The 17,001-nt window shown below is 69.6% G+C and carries 19 protein-coding genes; 13 read left to right on the top strand and 6 right to left on the bottom strand.

Features of this window, described 5'->3' with window-relative positions; translation table 11 throughout:
* Positions 1–32: 32 nt before the first annotated feature.
* Complete coding sequence (locus tag ACFYPM_RS07220; RefSeq protein WP_387193382.1) at positions 33–812, bottom strand: transposase family protein; 780 nt, start codon at positions 810–812, stop codon at positions 33–35.
* A gap of 149 nt (positions 813–961) precedes the next feature.
* Between ACFYPM_RS07220 and ACFYPM_RS07215 the strand changes: the two genes are divergently transcribed.
* From ACFYPM_RS07215 to ACFYPM_RS07195, 5 genes are all read left to right on the top strand, one after another.
* Entirely contained in the window at positions 962–1,699 is a 738-nt protein-coding gene (locus tag ACFYPM_RS07215; RefSeq protein ID WP_387193379.1) for a replication initiator, read from the top strand.
* Positions 1,700–1,787: 88 nt separating this feature from the next.
* Positions 1,788–1,991, top strand: a complete 204-nt coding sequence (locus ACFYPM_RS07210; protein ID WP_387192130.1) for a hypothetical protein — start codon at positions 1,788–1,790, stop codon at positions 1,989–1,991.
* Entirely contained in the window at positions 1,988–2,182 is a 195-nt protein-coding gene (locus ACFYPM_RS07205) for a helix-turn-helix domain-containing protein (RefSeq protein WP_387192128.1), read from the top strand. Before ACFYPM_RS07210 ends, ACFYPM_RS07205 begins: the two co-directional genes overlap by 4 nt.
* A 1-nt stretch (position 2,183) precedes the next feature.
* The gene (locus ACFYPM_RS07200; protein ID WP_387192126.1) at positions 2,184–3,068 is read left to right on the top strand and encodes a tyrosine-type recombinase/integrase; all 885 of its coding nucleotides are present in this window, start codon (positions 2,184–2,186) and stop codon (positions 3,066–3,068) included.
* A 57-nt stretch (positions 3,069–3,125) separates the two neighbouring features.
* Positions 3,126–3,425: a tyrosine-type recombinase/integrase gene (locus ACFYPM_RS07195; protein WP_387192124.1), complete on the top strand. Its 300-nt coding sequence runs from the start codon at positions 3,126–3,128 to the stop codon at positions 3,423–3,425.
* A gap of 57 nt (positions 3,426–3,482) precedes the next feature.
* On the opposite strand, the gene ACFYPM_RS07190 is transcribed toward ACFYPM_RS07195, so the two are convergent.
* The 3 genes from ACFYPM_RS07190 to ACFYPM_RS07180 form a co-directional block, all read right to left on the bottom strand.
* A complete protein-coding gene (locus ACFYPM_RS07190; RefSeq protein WP_007465523.1) occupies positions 3,483–3,737 on the bottom strand; it encodes a Smr/MutS family protein in 255 nt (84 codons plus the stop codon).
* Between the two features lie 184 nt (positions 3,738–3,921).
* Positions 3,922–4,290, bottom strand: coding sequence for a tetratricopeptide repeat protein (locus tag ACFYPM_RS07185; RefSeq protein WP_387192122.1), 369 nt, complete (start codon positions 4,288–4,290; stop codon positions 3,922–3,924).
* 99 nt (positions 4,291–4,389) lie between these two features.
* A complete protein-coding gene (locus tag ACFYPM_RS07180; RefSeq protein ID WP_387192120.1) occupies positions 4,390–5,160 on the bottom strand; it encodes an ROK family protein in 771 nt (256 codons plus the stop codon).
* Between the two features lie 62 nt (positions 5,161–5,222).
* Between ACFYPM_RS07180 and ACFYPM_RS07175 the strand changes: the two genes are divergently transcribed.
* The 3 genes from ACFYPM_RS07175 to ACFYPM_RS07165 all read left to right on the top strand — a co-directional run bounded on the left by ACFYPM_RS07175 (position 5,223) and on the right by ACFYPM_RS07165 (position 8,305).
* Positions 5,223–6,860, top strand: coding sequence for an ABC-F family ATP-binding cassette domain-containing protein (locus tag ACFYPM_RS07175; protein WP_387192118.1), 1,638 nt, complete (start codon positions 5,223–5,225; stop codon positions 6,858–6,860).
* Between the two features lie 38 nt (positions 6,861–6,898).
* Positions 6,899–7,207: a hypothetical protein gene (locus ACFYPM_RS07170; protein ID WP_357253917.1), complete on the top strand. Its 309-nt coding sequence runs from the start codon at positions 6,899–6,901 to the stop codon at positions 7,205–7,207.
* Positions 7,208–7,579: 372 nt separating this feature from the next.
* The gene (locus ACFYPM_RS07165) at positions 7,580–8,305 is read left to right on the top strand and encodes a methyltransferase domain-containing protein (protein WP_387192116.1); all 726 of its coding nucleotides are present in this window, start codon (positions 7,580–7,582) and stop codon (positions 8,303–8,305) included.
* A gap of 177 nt (positions 8,306–8,482) precedes the next feature.
* On the opposite strand, the gene ACFYPM_RS07160 is transcribed toward ACFYPM_RS07165, so the two are convergent.
* Positions 8,483–9,490, bottom strand: a complete 1,008-nt coding sequence (locus tag ACFYPM_RS07160; protein WP_387192114.1) for a LacI family DNA-binding transcriptional regulator — start codon at positions 9,488–9,490, stop codon at positions 8,483–8,485.
* Positions 9,491–9,637: 147 nt separating this feature from the next.
* Between ACFYPM_RS07160 and ACFYPM_RS07155 the strand changes: the two genes are divergently transcribed.
* Genes ACFYPM_RS07155 through ACFYPM_RS07135 form a run of 5 tightly spaced genes read left to right on the top strand, consistent with a single transcriptional unit; the run spans position 9,638 to position 15,409 of the window.
* Positions 9,638–11,152, top strand: a complete 1,515-nt coding sequence (locus ACFYPM_RS07155; protein ID WP_387192112.1) for an alpha-N-arabinofuranosidase — start codon at positions 9,638–9,640, stop codon at positions 11,150–11,152.
* A 60-nt stretch (positions 11,153–11,212) separates the two neighbouring features.
* Positions 11,213–12,544 (top strand): ABC transporter substrate-binding protein, encoded by a 1,332-nt coding sequence (locus ACFYPM_RS07150; RefSeq protein ID WP_387192110.1) that lies wholly within the window; start codon positions 11,213–11,215, stop codon positions 12,542–12,544.
* A gap of 6 nt (positions 12,545–12,550) precedes the next feature.
* Positions 12,551–13,516: a carbohydrate ABC transporter permease gene (locus ACFYPM_RS07145; RefSeq protein WP_387192108.1), complete on the top strand. Its 966-nt coding sequence runs from the start codon at positions 12,551–12,553 to the stop codon at positions 13,514–13,516.
* Positions 13,517–13,526: 10 nt separating this feature from the next.
* Positions 13,527–14,384 (top strand): carbohydrate ABC transporter permease, encoded by an 858-nt coding sequence (locus ACFYPM_RS07140; RefSeq protein ID WP_387192106.1) that lies wholly within the window; start codon positions 13,527–13,529, stop codon positions 14,382–14,384.
* The gene (locus ACFYPM_RS07135) at positions 14,381–15,409 is read left to right on the top strand and encodes a glycoside hydrolase family 43 protein (RefSeq protein ID WP_387192104.1); all 1,029 of its coding nucleotides are present in this window, start codon (positions 14,381–14,383) and stop codon (positions 15,407–15,409) included. Before ACFYPM_RS07140 ends, ACFYPM_RS07135 begins: the two co-directional genes overlap by 4 nt.
* Before the next feature lie 42 nt (positions 15,410–15,451).
* Here the strand turns inward: ACFYPM_RS07135 and ACFYPM_RS07130 are convergent, their stop codons facing one another.
* Positions 15,452–16,948, bottom strand: a complete 1,497-nt coding sequence (locus ACFYPM_RS07130) for an amino acid permease (RefSeq protein WP_387192102.1) — start codon at positions 16,946–16,948, stop codon at positions 15,452–15,454.
* Positions 16,949–17,001 lie beyond the last annotated feature (53 nt).

Below are 17,001 nucleotides of genomic sequence, written 5' to 3'. Positions count from 1 at the left end.
GTTGAGGGCGTTGCGCAGGACCGGGCCGGTGGTCAGCCGGCGAGGATGATGTTGTGCAGGTTGGCGATGCCGGAAGCGGCATCGGCCAATGTGTGGCCGGCGCGGCGGTAGTCGCGCAGGATCTTGAAGTTCTTCATCCTGGCCAGGGCGTGTTCTACCCCTGCTCGGACGGTGCGATGTTCGACGTTGAGGGCTTCCTTCCAGTCCGGCAGGGAATTGCCGTCGGAGGGTTTGCGGTACGGCATGATCACCTCGGGGTTGCCCCGGTAGCCGCCGTCGGCCATCACCGGCCGTCCGTCCAACGTCTCGGCGATACCGCTGGTGCGGTAGACGATCGTGTCGTTGCGGTTGCCTGGCTGCGGATCGCCGACGGCGATGACCAGGCGGGTGGAGGCATCAATGGCGACCTGCACGTTCGTCGAGTACCGGTAGTTCTTGCTCCGCGCGGCCAGGCGGTGATCGCGGGTCGGGACCAGCGTCCCGTCGACGATCGCGATCTGCTCGACCGGCCGTTTACGCACCGGCGCCAGGGCCAACAGCGGCGCGAGGGCGTCGATGACCCGATGCGCCGCGGAGTGCGACACCCCGAACAGCGGACCGATCTGGCGCATCGTCAAGTTCGTACGCCAGTACGCGGCCACCAGCAACACCCGATCGGCGAGGTCAAGAGCCCACTGCCGGCCCGGCCGGCCATCAGCGACGCCGTCACCGCCACGCTCAGCGACCAGCCGGACCAGGCTGCGGAACTGGGCGGGCTGCAACCCAGTAAACGGAAAGATCCACTCCGAGCGAGCTGCCGTGATCACCTGCACCCCGGCATCCTGCTCGACCATCCTCAACGGACAGACGCCAGGGTTACGAGACATCCCTTAGTGCTCGGGCCAGACAGCCCGCTTCACGCCGAGTACCTGGTTGAAGCTCGCGAGGTAGCTGTCGAAGAGTTCTCCACGTACGCGGCGTCATCCATTACCACGCACTCATCCGCCTCGACGGCTACAACCCCGACTGCCCCGAAGCCATCGTCCCGCCTTCACGTGTCGTCACGCGGGACATGTTCGAAGAGGCGGTCCGGACAGCGTTCGTCAAGACGGCCTACACCTCCGTGTCGCACCCGGCCAACGGCGGGCAGGGATGGCACATCGCCTGGGGTGACAAGGGCCTGGACCTCAAGCACGTCAACGCCCCCGGCCACGAGGTCAACCTCGCCCAGATCACCGGCTACATCGCCAAGTACGTCACCAAAAGCACCGAGGTAACCGGCCTGAGCCTGCGCCGCGTGGACGACCTCTCCGTCGAAATCCACGGCGACCCGGCAACCCACCTCGGGCGGCTCATCCGGGCCTGCTGGGACATCGGCGAGCACCCCGACTACGCGAGGCTTCGCCGCTGGGCGCACCAGTTCGGCTACGGCGGGCACATCGCCACCAAGAGCCGCGCTTTCTCCGTCACCCTCGGCTTCCTCCGGTTGCAGCGCACCATCTGGCGACGCACCGAGGGCCACCCGCACACCTGGGACGACGAGCAGACCGAGCGGGTCATCTACGAACTCGGCTATCAAGCCACCGGCTGGATCACCACCGGAGACGCCCTACTGGCCAACACCGCCGCCGCCATGGCCCGCGCACAACACCTGGCCGGCATCGACGCCCTGGCCGACGAACTCGCCGCCGCTCGCGCGGCCCAACCCCTGGCCGCTTGACACGTACGTGTCAACGCCTGTGAAGCCGTTCCTTGACAACTCCACAGCGCAAGCACACCCCGACCAAACGCCCCCCGGAAGGAGAGCCATGCCCACACGACCCCGCCCCCTGGTCGCGGTCCGGCTCATCGGCCCGACCGCCACCGTCACCACCCACGCCACGACCATCGCGGCCCAACTCACCGCCTACTACGGCCGCGAACGGGTCACCTGCCGCACCAGCACCCGCCACGCCGGCTACAGCGGCGAAAGCCGCACCTACATCACCATCACCCGGAAGGAGCCACGATGACCGCACCACCTACGCCCGAACCGCTCTGGGAAGTCGAAGACGTATCGGCCTACCTGCGGGTGCCAGTCCAGACGCTGTACCAGTGGCGCAAACGCAAGTACGGCCCACCCGCCGCCCGGGTCGGCCGGCACCTCCGTTACGACCCGGCCTCGGTACGCGCCTGGTTCACCGACCAGTCCAAGGCGGCCTGACATGGCCCACATCGCTGACCGCTGGTACAAGACGGTTGTCGGCCCGGACGGGAAGTCCCGGCAGGAACCCAAGCCAGAGTGCGGGCAGGGAATGCGCTACCGCGTCCGGTACCTCGCCCCGGACGGCAAAGAGAAATCGCAGTCGTTCCCCGACAAGAAGAAGCGCGACGCACAGGCGTTCCTCGCCAACGTCCAGGCCGACATCCTCAAGGGCACCTACGTCGACCCCGACGCCGGCCGCACCACCTTCAAGCAGTACGCCGACGAATGGCTCGCCGCCGCGACCACCGACGTCCTCACCCGTGACCGCATCGAATACGAACTCCGGCTGCACGTGCATCCGGTCATCGGGCACAAGCCGATCGCGTCCATTCAGCCAACGACGGTCCGGGACTGGGCGCGGAAGATTCAGGAGAAGGGGCTGTCGGTGGGTTACCGCCGGGTCCTCTTCACCGATGTGTCGATGATTTTCAACGCGGCGGTGGACGACAAGAAGATCGTCAGCAACCCGTTCGCGGTCAAGAGCATCCGCCGGCCGAAGCCCGCTCCGACCAAGGTGGTGCCGTGGCCGGTCGCCCGGTTGACAGCATTCAGGGAAAACATGCGGCCTCGGTACCGAATCGCAGTGGACCTGGGCGCGGGATGCGGCCTACGGCAAGGTGAGATCTTCGCGGTCAGCCCTGGGGATATCGACCCGACCCGCCCAATCCTGCATATCACTCGCCAGATCAAGTTGGTTCGTCGCTCGCTGATCTTCGCCCCGCCGAAGGGCGGCAAGTCCCGTGAGGTCCCGTTGCCGGACTCGGTAGCCGGCCGGTTGAAACAACAGGCGCGAGACTGCCCACCGGTCGCGGTGACCCTGCCGTGGGAGACGCTGACCGGCTAGCCGCGAACCGTAGAGCTGTACCTGACAACGCCCAACGGTCTGGCGCTGTCCCGCTCGATGTTCAACTCCGGCGTCTGGAAGCCCGCGATCCGGGCGACCGGCATCCCCGATAACCGCCACAACGGGATGCACGTCCTGCGGCACACCTACGCCTCAGTCCTCCTGGACGCCGGGGAGAGCATCAAGGCTCTGTCGGCCTACCTGGGCCACGCGGACCCGGGCTTCACCCTCCGGACCTACACCCACCTACTGCCGGCCAGTGAGGATCGCACCCGTCGGGCCATCGATGAGGCACTCGGTGGAGAGCAGGCCGGCGCAGACGCTCCGCGAGCCCTTGACGGCCTGGACACGGCATGATCATGGTTCGCCGGCCTTGGCAGAGCCTTGAGACGCAGGTCAGAGGCCGTGCCGTCGCTACTTCCAGCGGAAGTGGACGAAGAGTCGGCCGAAGTTCTTGGAGTCCTTTTCCACCCGGTGGTAGAGCTGCTTGACGTCCTTCTGGTCGAGGAACCGCAGCACGCGCTTCTTGAGCTGACCCGACCCCTTGCCGGGGATGATCTCGACGAGGGTGGCCTTCTTCGCCACCGCCTCGTCCATGATCCCGCGCAACGCGCGGTCGATGTCCTGCCCCTTGTTGAAGATCTCGTGCAGGTCCAGCTTGAGCTTCATGCCACGGCCCCCGCCCGGTCAGGTCCCATACCCGTCATCCTAGGCACGCCCGGCGGCCCGCCCGCCGGACGGAAGAGCCGCCCGCCGGACGACGAAGAGCCGCCGGACGAGGATGAGCCCGCCTGCCGGACGACGAAGGGGCGGCCCCGCAGGACCGCCCCTCGCACCGTCACCGGTCCACGCCTCAGCGCGTGCCGCCCACCCGGGTCTCCACCCGCTCCAGCGCGGTCCGGTAGTCGTCGTTCGTCGCATACATGGCGGCGGCGATCCGCAGGTGCCGCAGCGCGTCGGTGTGTCGGTTCAGCCGTTCCAGCGTCCGACCGAGCACGTGGTGCGCGTAGTGGTCGCTCGGATCCCGGGCGACAAGCTCGCGCAGGTGCTCCTCGGCCCGGTTGAGCTGGGCCGACTGGAAGTACGCCCGAGCCAGCAACTGCCGAACCGCCGCGTTGCCGGGTTCGGCGTCGACGATCGGCTCCAGCAGTCGGGCCGCCCCGCCCGGGTCACCGGTTTCGAAGAACATGGTCGCCCGCCGGTAGTCCGCCAGAAGATCCATCTGCCCACCTCCTCGGGTCGCACCGTCACCTGTTCCGACGCTGGCACAACACCTGACGTTTGGCGACTGTTCCCGGGGGCGAGATCCGGCGAGAACAGGTCAGGTGCGGGCGTCCCGGCGTCCGGCGAAAAGCTCCCAAGCGCGGACACCTCCGACAATCCCGGCCGTGTTCGGCACCACCACCACGTCGTCGCCCATCCGGGCCAGTTGCTCGGGCCGGATCAGCCGGGAGTTGCCCCCGCCGAGGTAGAGCCGGTCCCAGCGGAACACCGGGCGGAGACCGTCCACCACCTGCCGGATCCGCCGGGACCAGAAGGCGTCGCCGAGCCGCCGCCGTTCCGGCTCACCCACGTACGTGTCGTAGGTGGTGCCCCACCGCACCGGCGCGTGCGACAACTCCAGGTGCGGTGCGAGCACCCCGCCGTCGTAGAGCGCGCTGCCCAGCCCCGTCCCCAGGGTCAGCACCAGCTCGCAGCCGGTGCCGGCGACCACCCCGGCGCCGTGCACCTCGGCGTCGTTGAGCACCAGCGCCGGCACCCCGAACGCGTCGGCCAGCGCGCCGCGCGCGTCCCAACCGGACCACTCGGCGAGCAGATCCGGGTCGACCCGGCTGCGCGGGCCGCTGCGGGTCACGTAGTGCGGTGTGGTCACCACCACCCCGTGCCGGATCATCCCCGGTACGCCGACCGTGAGCCGGTCCGCCGCTGGCAGGCGCCCGCCCAGATCCAGCAGGGTCCGGACGAAGAGCGCGGGCGGCAACGGGTACGGGGTCGGCACCCGCAGCGGTCGGGCCCGCATCGTCCCGGCCTCGTCGAGCACGGACGCCTTGATGCCTCCGCCGCCGCAGTCGATCGCCAGTGTGGTCACCACGCCGTTGAGTCTGCCCGCTCCCGTCGGATCCTATGCCGGCAGCCGGATAGGCTCCCGAACTGATGAGCGCCACGATGATCGTGAAGGACCTGGCCGCCGGGCACGGCGACCGCCCCCTCTTCGCCGGGTTGGACCTGGTGGTGGCCCCCGGTGACGTGGTCGGCCTGGTGGGGCCGAACGGGGCCGGCAAGTCGACGCTGCTGCGTACCCTCGCCGGGTTGTTGCCGGTCGAGGCCGGCAGCGTGCGACTCAGCCCGCCCACGGCGAGCGTCGGGCACCTGCCGCAGGAGCCGGAACGGCGGCCGGGCGAGACCGTACGGGACTTCCTGGCCCGGCGGACCGGGGTGACCGCCGCGCAGGCGGCGTTGGACGCGGCGACCGAGGCGCTGACAGCCGGGGCGGTGGGCGCCGACGACGCGTACGGCGACGCGCTGGAGCGCTGGCTCGCCCTCGGCGGTGCGGATCTGGACGAACGCGCCGAGCAGGTGAGCGCGGACCTGGGGCTCGCGGTCGACCTGGACCACCCGACGACCGGGCTCTCCGGCGGCCAGGCGGCCCGCGCCGGGCTCGCGTCGTTGCTGCTCAGCCGGTACGACGTGTTCCTGCTCGACGAGCCGACGAACGACCTGGACCTGGCCGGTCTGGAGCGGTTGGAGGAGTTCGTCACCGGGCTGCGGGCGGGCACGGTGCTGGTCAGCCACGACCGGGAGTTCCTCCTCCGCACGGTGACCCGGGTGCTGGAGCTGGACCTGGCGCAGCAGCAGGTCAACCACTACGGCGGCGGCTACGCGGCCTACCTGGAGGAGCGCGAGGTGGCCCGCCGGCACGCCCGGGCGGACTTCGAGGAGTACGCCGACACCAAGGCCGGGTTGGAGGCTCGGGCTCGCACCCAGCGCGGGTGGATGGAGAAGGGCGTGAAGAACGCCCGGCGCAAGGCCACCGACAACGACAAGATCGGCCGCAAGTTCCGCGCCGAGGCGAGCGAGAAGCAGGCCGCCAAGGCCAAGCAGACCGATCGGTTGATCGAACGGCTTGACGTGGTCGAGGAGCCCCGCAAGGAGTGGGAGCTGCGGATGGAGATCGCCGCCGCGCCCCGCGCCGGCGCCGTCGTGGCCACGCTGCGCTCTGCGGTGGTACGCCGGGGAGGGTTCACCCTCGGCCCGATCGACCTCCAGATCGACTGGGCGGACCGGGTGGCGGTGACCGGGGCGAATGGCTCGGGCAAGTCCACCCTGCTGGCCGCGCTGCTCGGGCGGCTGCCGTTGGACGCGGGCACCGCCTCGCTCGGACCCGGGGTGGTGGTGGGTGAGGTCGACCAGGCACGAGGGCTGTTCCTCGGTGACGCGCCGTTGATCGACGCGTTCCACGCGGCCGTACCGCACATGTCGCCGGCGGACGCGCGGACCCTGCTGGCCAAGTTCGGGCTCCGGTCGGCGCACGTGCCACGACCGGCGGCCACCCTGTCCCCCGGTGAGCGGACCCGGGCGGCGCTGGCGCTGCTCCAGGGCCGCGGGGTCAACCTGCTGGTGCTCGACGAGCCCACCAACCACCTGGACCTGCCCGCCATCGAGCAGCTTGAGTCGGCGCTGGCCACCTATCCCGGAACGTTGCTGCTCGTCACGCACGACCGGCGAATGTTGGCCGCCATCGAGACCAACCGTCGGCTCCGGGTGGACGGCGGGCGGATCGCCGAGGATTGATCCGTGCCCGCGCGGCCGCGCGGGGTGAGAATGACGCCATGCTCAAGTGGGAGTACGCCCTGCTGGTCCGCCGCCGCCAGGCGGCGAGCAACGACCTCGGTTGGGAGGTCGTCTTCGTCTGGTACGGCCCGGACGGCTCCATGGTCGACGTGACGCCCTACGGCGACACCTCGCTGGCCCACCTGAACCGGGCCGGTGACCAGGGCTGGGAGTTGGTTGCGATGAGCGAGGACCCGTCCCTGCCCGGCCACCACGAGTTGCACCGCTACCACCTGAAGCGGCCGAAACCCGCCGCCCCGCAACCCCGCCAGCGGGTGCGCGGGGGCCGTCGGACCCTATCGGGCTGACCCGACCGGCCCGGCGCGGCCCAGTGCCCGGCGCGGCCCAGTGCCCGGCACGGCCCAGTGCCCGGCACGGCCCGTCGGCGTGGGGCAAAAGGCTCTCGCAGGCCGACCGCCGGCCTGCGGCGAGGCGACCTGGCCTGCCGCGTGTTCGCAGGAGCCGATCTGACCGGTCGCGGTTCGGCACGTGACGACGTGCCTCCTTTGCGCCTGATGCCTCTGAGTCATCTTGATGCCTGTGTGGCATCAAGATGATTGCCGTTCTGCCCCGCAACCTGCGACACGCCCATGGCCAGCCGCGCCGGAGGGGGCGACGACGCGGACGAGCCGGGCATAGCGGGCGCGATTGCGGGTATCGCGCGGCGGGAGGTGGCCCGCATGGTCGCTTTGGCACAGACTCCACCCTCGGCCGACCGGCTGCGGGCGATCGATGATTCCCTCGCCCAGGCATGGGCGGACCAGGCTCGGCACGACGAACGGCTGCGTGGCCTGGCGGTCGAGGTGCGATTCGACCGGGGGGTGGCCCACCTCACCGGGGACGTGGCCGAGCCCGCCGAGCTGCGGCTGGTGCGGGACCTGGTGGGGCGGCTGGCCGGCGTCTACGGCGTCTGGTGCCGGGTCGGCGTCGGCGGGCGGGCACCGGTCGTGGTGGACCTCGGGTGCGGTCCGACCAAGCAGTGGTCAACCAACCTGGGTCTGGACATCTACCCGGCGCCGGGGGTGAACGCGGTCGCGGACCTGTCCGGCTCGCTACCGCTTGCCGACGATTCGGTGGATGTCCTCTTCGCGGTGCACATCCTGGAGCACCTGATCGACTTCCTGCCGCTGGTGGACGAGTGCCACCGGGTACTCCGTCCAGGCGGCGTGCTGCACGTGATGAGCCCCTGGTGGGGGCACGTGAACGCGGTGGCCGACCCGACTCACGTCCGGCTGATGGACGTCCAGACGTTCAAGGGGATCTGCCAGGGCCGGCCACCCGGCACCCCCCGCTGGTATCCCCTGCACGCCGGCTGCGACGGCGCCTCGATCTTCGCCGACCTGACCCCCCTACCCCCGAAGGCCGAAACCGCAGCAAAGTCCCACCTGGCCCGCTTCTTCGACTAACCCACCAGCCCACCCGCGCCCAACCCACCCCACCAGCCCCCTGGTTGATCATGAGGTTATCGCGGCGACACGCCGACATAGATGACAAAAACTCCATGATCAACGCGGAAAGGGAGGAGGAGGAGGGAAGGAGGAGGGAGGAGGAGGGAGGGAGGGAGTGGCAGTAGGAGAGGGCCTTTAGGGGGTTCGGGTGGATTCGCGGAGTTCCAGGCGGTAGGGGGCGGAGACCTCTCTCGTCGGGGCGGCGCGGTCGCCGTCCAGCCGGTTGGCCAGCAGTTCGACTGCCAGTTCGGCGATCCGCTCCTTGTCGGGGGCGACGGTGCTGAGCGTGGGGATGGAGAACCTGCCGTCCTCGATGTCGTCGAAGCCGACCACCGCCACGTCCTCGGGCACCCGCAGGCCGGCCTCGTGCAGAGCGCGCAGGGCACCCAGGGCGAGCGTGTCGTTGAAGCAGAAGACGGCGTCGGGGCGTACGCCGGAGGTGAGCAGGCCCCGCATGGCGGCCGCGCCGTCGGCGCGATGCCAGGCCGACGCGGGCGCCACCAGGGTTTCGTCGTAGTCGAACCCGGCGGCGCGCAGCGCGTCGGCGTAGCCGGCCAGGCGCAGCCGGGCGCTCGCGCCCTCGTCCGTGCGCTGGGAGCCGATGGCCGCGATCCGGCGGTGGCCGAGTTGGATCAGGTGCTCGGTGATCTGCCGGGCGGCGGTCACGTTGTCGATCACCACGCGATCCGCGGGGCCGTGCTCGACCCGCTCACCGAGCAGCACCATGGGGGTGCCGTCCAGGCCGGCCAGATCCTCGGCGGTGAGTGCCAACGGGCTGAAGATGAGCCCGTCGATCAGGTGGTCGGTGATGCCGGAGGCGACCACCCGTTCCTGTTCGCGTCGACCGCCGGTCTGGTCGATGAGCACCGTCCAGCCGTACGCGGCGGCGGCGGTGACCACGTAGCGGGCCAACTCGGCGAAGTACGGGATGTCCAGTTCCGGGACCGCCAGCGCGATCACGCCGGTGCGGCCCTTGCGCAGGTGGCGGGCCGAGAGGTTGGGCCGGTAGTTGAGTTCGGCGATGGCCTCCTCGACGCGGGCACGGGTGTCCGGCCGAACGTGCAGGTAGCCGTTGACGACGTTGGAGACGGTCTTCACCGACACCCCGGCCCGTTCGGCCACGTCCTTGAGTCTGTGTCGCACTCCGCAACCTCCCCGAGGTAACCCAGCGCACCCTACCTTGTCACCTGCTCTTTACAACGTTGCCTACAACGTTGTAGAAACGGTGGACACCGGGTGAACGGTGACTGCGCTCACCCGGGCAACGGCACGAGGAAAGGTGGCACCCCCTTGCGGACCGCGCAGCTGACGGTCGATCCGGCCTTCTCCATCGGCCCGGCCGACCGACGCCTCTTCGGCTCCTTCGTCGAGCACATGGGGCGGTGCGTCTACGGCGGCATCTACGAGCCCGGCCACCCCAGCGCCGACAACCGTGGCCTGCGCCGCGACGTGCTGGACCTGACCCGCGAGTTGGGCGTCTCGGTGGTCCGCTACCCGGGCGGCAACTTCGTCTCCGGCTACCGCTGGGAGGACGGGGTCGGCCCGGTCGGCAACCGGCCGCGCCGGCTCGACCTGGCCTGGAAGACGATCGAGACCAACGCGTTCGGGTTGGACGAGTTCATGACCTGGGCCGCCGAGGCCGGTGTCGAGCCGATGATGGCGGTCAACCTTGGCACCCGCGGGGTGCAGGAGGCCCTGGACCTGCTGGAGTACACCAACCACCCGGGTGGCACGGAGCTCTCCGACCTGCGGCGCAAGCACGGCGCCGAGGATCCGTACGGGGTGCGGTTGTGGTGCCTCGGCAACGAGATGGACGGCCCGTGGCAGGTCGGCCACAAGACCGCCGACGAATACGGACGCGTCGCCGCCGAGGCCGCCCGCGCGATGAAGATGATCGACCCGTCGATCAGCCTGATCGCCTGCGGCAGCTCCAACCGGCGGATGCCCACCTTCGCCTCGTGGGAGGCGACGGTGCTGGAGCACACCTACGAACACGTCGACTACATCTCGGCGCACACCTACTACGACCCGTCCGACGGCGACCAGGCAAGCATCCTGGCCTCGGCCGTCGACATGGACAACTTCATCACCGAGGTCGTCGCAACCGCCGACCACGTGGCCGCCAGGCAGCGGCACAGGCGCAAGCTGAAGATCTCCTTCGACGAGTGGAACGTCTGGTACGAGTCCCGCCTCCAGGCCGACCTGGACCGGCGCGGCTGGGTCGAGGCCCCGGCGCTGATCGAGGACACCTTCACCGCCGTCGACGCCGTGGTCGTCGGCGACCTGCTGATCACTCTGCTCCGGCACGCCGACCGGGTCGGGGTCGCCGCGCAGGCCCAGCTGGCGAACGTGATCGCGCCGATCCGAACCCGCACCGGGGGCCCGGCGTGGCGGCAGAGCATCTTCCACCCGTTCGCGCTGACCGCCCGCTATGCGCGGGGCACCGTGCTGCGTACCGAGCCGGTGTCGCCGCGCTACGACACGAAGAAGTACGGGGACGTGCCGGTGCTCGACACCGTCGCCGTGCACGACGAGGAGACCGGTGAGCTGACCGTGTTCGCGGTCAACCGGGACTCCACCGATCTCCCGCTGGAGATCGACCTGCGCGGCATGCCGGGTATGTCTGGTCTGTCGTTCGAGTGCATCGCTGCCGGCTCTGACCCGTCAGCGACGAACACCGAGGCCGAGCCCGACCGGGTGACGCCTCGGAACCTACCGATCCCCACCCCCGACGGCGGCCGGTGCACCGTGCTCCTGCCCGCCGTGTCCTGGAGCGTGCTCCGCTTCGGCCCGGCCGGCGCCTAGCTGTCGCACCTGGCTGAGCGGGCACAATTCATACCGTCCCCCCTCAAGGAGAGATAAAGCATGATCCAGAACGACATGAGCCGGCGGCGCCTGCTCGGCCTCGGTCTCGGACTCGGCACCGCGGCCTCGCTGACCCTCGCGGGTTGCGGCGGCGGCGATGACAACGCCTCCGGGCCGGCCGCCGGCAACGGCGGCAAGGAATACACCGGCCCCAAGGTGGACCTGAAGCTGTGGAACGGCTTCACCGGCGGCGACGGGGACATCTTCAAGGCGCTCGTCAACCAGTTCAACACCGAGCACCAGAACATCGCGGTGTCGGTGGCCACGTACCAGTGGGAGGACTACTACAACAAGCTCCCCGGTGCGGCCTCCAGCGGCAACGGCCCGGACATCGCGGTCATGCACATGGACCAGCTCGCCACCTTCGCCGCCCGCGGCGTGATCAGCGAGTTGGACGACGTGGCCAAGAACCTGGAGCTCTCCGAGGCGGACTTCGCGCCCACCGTGTGGCAGGGCGGGCTCTACAACAACAAGCGGTACGGCATCCCACTGGACATGCACCCGCTGGGCTTCTACTACAACAAGGCCGTCATGCAGAAGGCCGGTCTGGACCCGAACAAGCCGCCCACCACCAAGGACGACTTCACGGCGGCGCTCGCCGAGTTCAAGAAGTCGGGCGTGCAGGGCTTCTGGCTCAGCCCGTTCCAGTTCACCGGCGGCATGACGTTCTACTCCCTGCTCAACCAGTGGGGTGGCAGCCTCTTCGACGCCGAGGTGACCAAGGCCACGTTCAACTCCGACCCGGCGGTCGAGGCGTGCACCTGGCTGGTCGACATGGTCAAGCAGGGCCACTCGCCGGCCAACGTCGGGCAGGACGCCGAGTACCTGGCGTTCAAGAGCGGCAAGAACGCCTTCACCTTCAACGGCATCTGGCAGATCAACGATCTGTTGAAGAGCCCCGAGGTGCAGTGGGGCGTCGCCCCGCTCCCCCAGCTCGGCAGCAAGCCGGCAGCCTGGGCCAACTCGCACAACTTCACGATCGTGAAGCAGCGGGCGAACAACGCCAACAAGGTCTCCGGCGCGAAGGTCTTCATCAACTGGCTGAGCCAGCACTCGCTGGACTGGGCCAAGGGCGGCCAGATCCCGGCCCGTAAGGACGTCCGGGAGAGCGCCGACTTCAAGGCGCTGCCGGAGATCTCGGCACTCGCCCCCGAGCTGGAGTACGCGGCGTTCCCGCCGGCGACCCCGGGCCTCGGCGAGGTCATCAAGACCTTCTACGACTCGTTCAACGTGGCCGCGCTCGGCAAGAAGTCGCCCAAGCAGGCGCTCGACGAGGGTGTGGCCAAGGCCAACAAGCAGCTCGAGGAAAACCGCAAGAAGTACGGGAGCTGATAACCAGTGGCGGACGTGATCGAGGTCGGGGCGGCGCGCGGTGACGCGCCGCCCCCGGCGGCCAACGAAGCCCGCCGGACCGCTTCGGCGGGTCGGACCAGACGGGCGACGCCATACCTGTTCCTTGCCCCCTACCTGGTCCTGTTCGGGGTCTTCGGCCTGTTGCCGATCATCCTCGGCCTCTGGCTGAGCGTGCACCAGTGGGACTTCCAGCTGCCCAACCGGCCGTTCGTCGGGTTGGACAACTACAGGCAGCTCTTCTCCAGCGACTCCGCCGTGTACGGCGACTGGTGGCAGAGCATCCGCGCCACCGCGATCTTCACGGTGCTGTCGGTGCCGCTGCTGGTGGTCGTACCGCTGGGGTTGGCCCTGCTGCTCAACCGCTCCTTCCCGGGCCGGACGTTCTTCCGGGCGGTCTACTTCGCGCCGTACGTGCTGGGTGTCGCGGTGATCGGCCTGCTCTGGCGGTTCCTGCTCGACGCCAACCTGGGCCTGGTCAACCGGCTCCTCGGCGTGGTCGGGTTGCCGTCGGACACGCCCTGGGTGACGAACATGCCGTGGGCGTGGATCTCGCTGGTCGGCGTGACCGTGTGGTGGACCTCCGGCTTCAACGCGGTGATCTACCTGGCCGGGTTGCAGGACATCTCCCCGGAGTTGTACGAGGCGGCCCGGATGGACGGGGCCAGCGCGTGGCAGCGGTTCCGCAACGTCACCCTGCCCGGGTTGCGTCCGGTGCTGCTCTTCGTGATCACGACGACCGTGCTGGCCTCGGCGAACATGTTCGGCCAGTCGTTCCTGATCACCCAGGGGACGCCCGGCACGGAGACCCGCACGGTGGTGTGGTTCATCGTCGAGGAGGGCCTGCGCAACAACAACGCTGGTCGCGCCGCCGCGATGAGCATCGTGTTCGCCCTGCTGCTGGCGGTCGTGAGCATCGCCAACTTCCGCCTCTTCCGCTACAAGGAAGACTGAGGGGATCGCCATGACGACGCCCACGCCGACCACCAACGGCTCCGGATCGGGGCCGCGCCGGGTCGGGCTCTACGCCATCCTGGTCGCGCTGACCCTGGTCTTCCTGGTTCCGCTGGTGTGGATGGTCATCACCTCGCTGAAGACCTACACGGCCGCCCAGGAGATCCCGCCGAGTTGGCTGCCGAATCCGCTCGCGGGTTACGGCTACGAGCAGATCCTCAAAAACTCGGCGAACCCGGTGCTGCGGTGGTTCCTCAACAGCATGGTGGCCGCCACGCTGCACTCGCTGCTGGTGCTGGTGACCGCCTCGATGGCCGCGTACGCCCTGGCCCGGCTGAAGTTCCGGGGGCGTGGGGTGACCTTCGCCCTGATCGTCGGGACGCTGTTCATCCCGCCGACCTCGTTGATCATTCCGAACTTCCTGATCGTCGACCAGCTCAACTGGATCGACACCCTCGCCGTGGTGGTCGTGCCCGGCGCGGCCAGCGCGTTCGGGGTCTTCTTCCTGCGGCAGTTCTTCCTCTCCCTGCCGAACGAGCTGGAGGAGGCCGCCACGCTGGACGGCGCCAACCAGTGGCAGATCTTCTACAAGGTGGTGCTGCCGCTGTCCAAGCCGGCCCTGGCCACCCTGGCCGTGCTGTCGTTCCTCACCAACTGGAACGATTTCCTCTGGCCGATCTTCGTGCTGTTCAGCCCGGAGAAGCTCACTCTGCCGCCGGGCCTGGGCCTGCTCCAGGGCTCGTACGTCACCGACTACCCGGTGATCATGGCGGGTGCGGTGCTGGCCAGCCTGCCGGTGCTGATCCTCTTCGTGCTCGCTCAGCGGCACATCATCCAGGGCGTCTCCCGCAGCGGTCTGAAGGGATGACGCGCACGACCAACCGGCGATGTGGCGCGGCGGCGATCGTTCTCGCCGCCGCGCTGCTCGTTACGGGCTGCGCCCACGGCACCGAACCCACCCCCACCACGAGCAGCGGGAGCGACCCCGGCATGTTCACCAACCCGGTCGTGAAGACCGACGCCCCGGATCCGCAGGCGATCCAGGTGGGCGACACCTGGTACCTGTTCCACACCAACTCCGGCGGCCGCAACGTCCCGGTGCTCACCTCGACGGACCTGGTCGACTGGGCCGGGGCCGGGGACGCGCTGCCGACGCTGCCGGACTGGGCGGACGCCGGCAAGACCTGGGCGCCGGAGGTCATCCAGTTGGCGCCGGAGGTGTTCGCGCTCTACTACACCGTCGCCGGCCGGGAGTCGGGCCGGCAGTGCGTCGGACGGGCGGTGGCCAGCGCGCCGCAGGGGCCGTACTCCGACGACGCGGCCGGCCCGCTGATCTGCCAGGCCGACCTGGGCGGGGCGATCGACGCCAGCCCGTTCCGGGACACCGACGGCAGCCTGTGGTTGCTGTGGAAGAACGACGGCAACGCGGTGGGGGTGGACACCTGGCTCTGGTCGCAGCGCCTCGCCGACGACGGTCTGACCCTCGTCGGTGAGCCGACGAAGCTGCTGAAGCAGACCGAGGCGTGGGAGGGCACCCTGATCGAGGGGCCGTTCTTCCACCGCCAGGACGGTCGGCTGCTGCTCTTCTTCGCCGCCAACGCCTACGACCGGGCCGAGTACGCGGAGGGCTACGCGGTCTGCGAGAGCCCGACCGGCCCGTGTGTGAAGGCCGCCGAGAACCCGATCCTGAAGAGCGCCGAGGCCGCCTCGGGTCCCGGTCACGCCTCGATGGTCGTCAAGGACGGCCGGACCTGGCTGCTGTACCACGCCTGGCCGCCCGGCCAGGAGGGCAGCACCGACCCCGGTCGGCAGGTCTGGCTCGACGAGGTGACCTGGGTCGACGGCAGGCCCGTGGTCAAGGGTCCGACCGCCACGCCGCAAGCCCGTCCCTGAGCTGATTGTGCGGAGGGGCCGCCCGGCCCCTCCGCACCTCGGTCAGGCGCTCGGCTCGCGCGGCGCCGGGGCGACCGCCGGTTCGTGCTGGGCCAGCCGGTTGCGGCGGTAGCCGTAACCGAAGTAGATCAGCGCGCCGAGCAGCATCCAGGCCAGGAACCGAAGCCAGGTCTCCACCGACAGGTTGAGCATCAGGTAGAAGCAGGCCAGCGCGGAGACGATCGGCAGCACCGGGGAGAACGGCACCCGGAACGGCCGCTCCAGGTCCGGGCGCTTGCGACGCAGGATCGGCACCGCGATCGACACCAGTACGAACGCGCAGAGCGCGCCGATGCTGACCAGGTCGGCCAGCGCGGACAGCGGCAGGAAGCCGGCCAGCAGCGCGACCGCCACCGTCATGATCGCGGAGATCCGGTACGGGGTGCCCCAGCGCGGGTGCACCTTCGCGATCGACGGCGGGATCAGCCCGTCCCGCGCGATCGCGAAGCCGATCCGGCCCATCGCGACCAGGTCGACCAGGATGACGCTGGTCAGGCCGGCGACCGCGGCGATGGAGACCAGCACGGCCGCCCAGCCCGCGCCGACCGACTCGAACGCCGACGCGATCGGGGCGCCCCGGTCGATCTCGGAGTACGGCACCATCCCGACCAGCACCAGCGAGACACCGATGTAGAGCACCGTGGAGATCAGCAGCGTGCCGAGCAGACCCAGGGTGAGGTCCCGCTTGGGCTTCTTCGTCTCCTCGCCCAGGTTGGCGACGGCCTCGAAGCCGGTGTACGCGAAGAAGACCACGGCGGCGGCGCTGAGCACCCCGACAAAGCCGAAGACGGACGGCTCCAGCCCGAAGAGCGCCTGCGTGACCGGTTGCTTGATGCCGTCGTCGCCGCTCCCGGCGGGCTCGGCCGGTGGGATGAACGGGCTGAGGTTCGCGGCCTTGACGAAGAAGAGGCCGGCCACCACCACGAAGACGCAGATGGCGACCTTGACCAGCACCAGCAGGTTGGTGATCCGGGACGATTCCCGGATGCCGACGATCGCCACGATGCCGAGGATCAGCACGACGGCGATGGCGCCGACGTTCACCGTGCTGCCCTCCTCGCCGAACCATCGGGTCGGCAGGTCGAGCAGCTCCGCGAGGTAGCCGGACCAACCTCGGGCCACCACGGCCGCGCCGAGCGCGAACTCCAGCAGCAGGTCCCAGCCGATGATCCAGGCGACGATCTCGCCCATCGTGGCGTACGCGTAGGTGTAGGCGCTGCCCGCGGTCGGCACGCTGGAGGCCAACTCGGCGTAGCAGAGGGCGGCGAGCAGGGCGACCACGCCGGCGATGGCGAAGGAGATCACCACGCCCGGTCCGGCACTGTCCCGGGCTTCGATGCCGGTCAGGGTGAAGATGCCGGTGCCGATCACGATGCCGATGCCGAAGCCGGTGAGGTCGAGCGCGCCGAGCCGTCTCTTCAGGCCGAGCGTGCCGTCACTGCCGTCGGCCTCCCCTTGGGCTATCACGTCCTTGATTGGTTTGGTGCGCAGCACGGACACGCGGTCACCCCTCCCACCGTGCGACCACCTCCGTGGCGGCCGGTGACCGCCGT

Source organism: Micromonospora sp. NPDC005203 (genome assembly GCF_042872705.1).
Classification (GTDB): Bacteria; Actinomycetota; Actinomycetes; order Mycobacteriales; family Micromonosporaceae; genus Micromonospora.
Note: the sequence above shows the minus strand (reverse complement) of the source record. Positions and strands in the feature narration are given on the sequence as shown.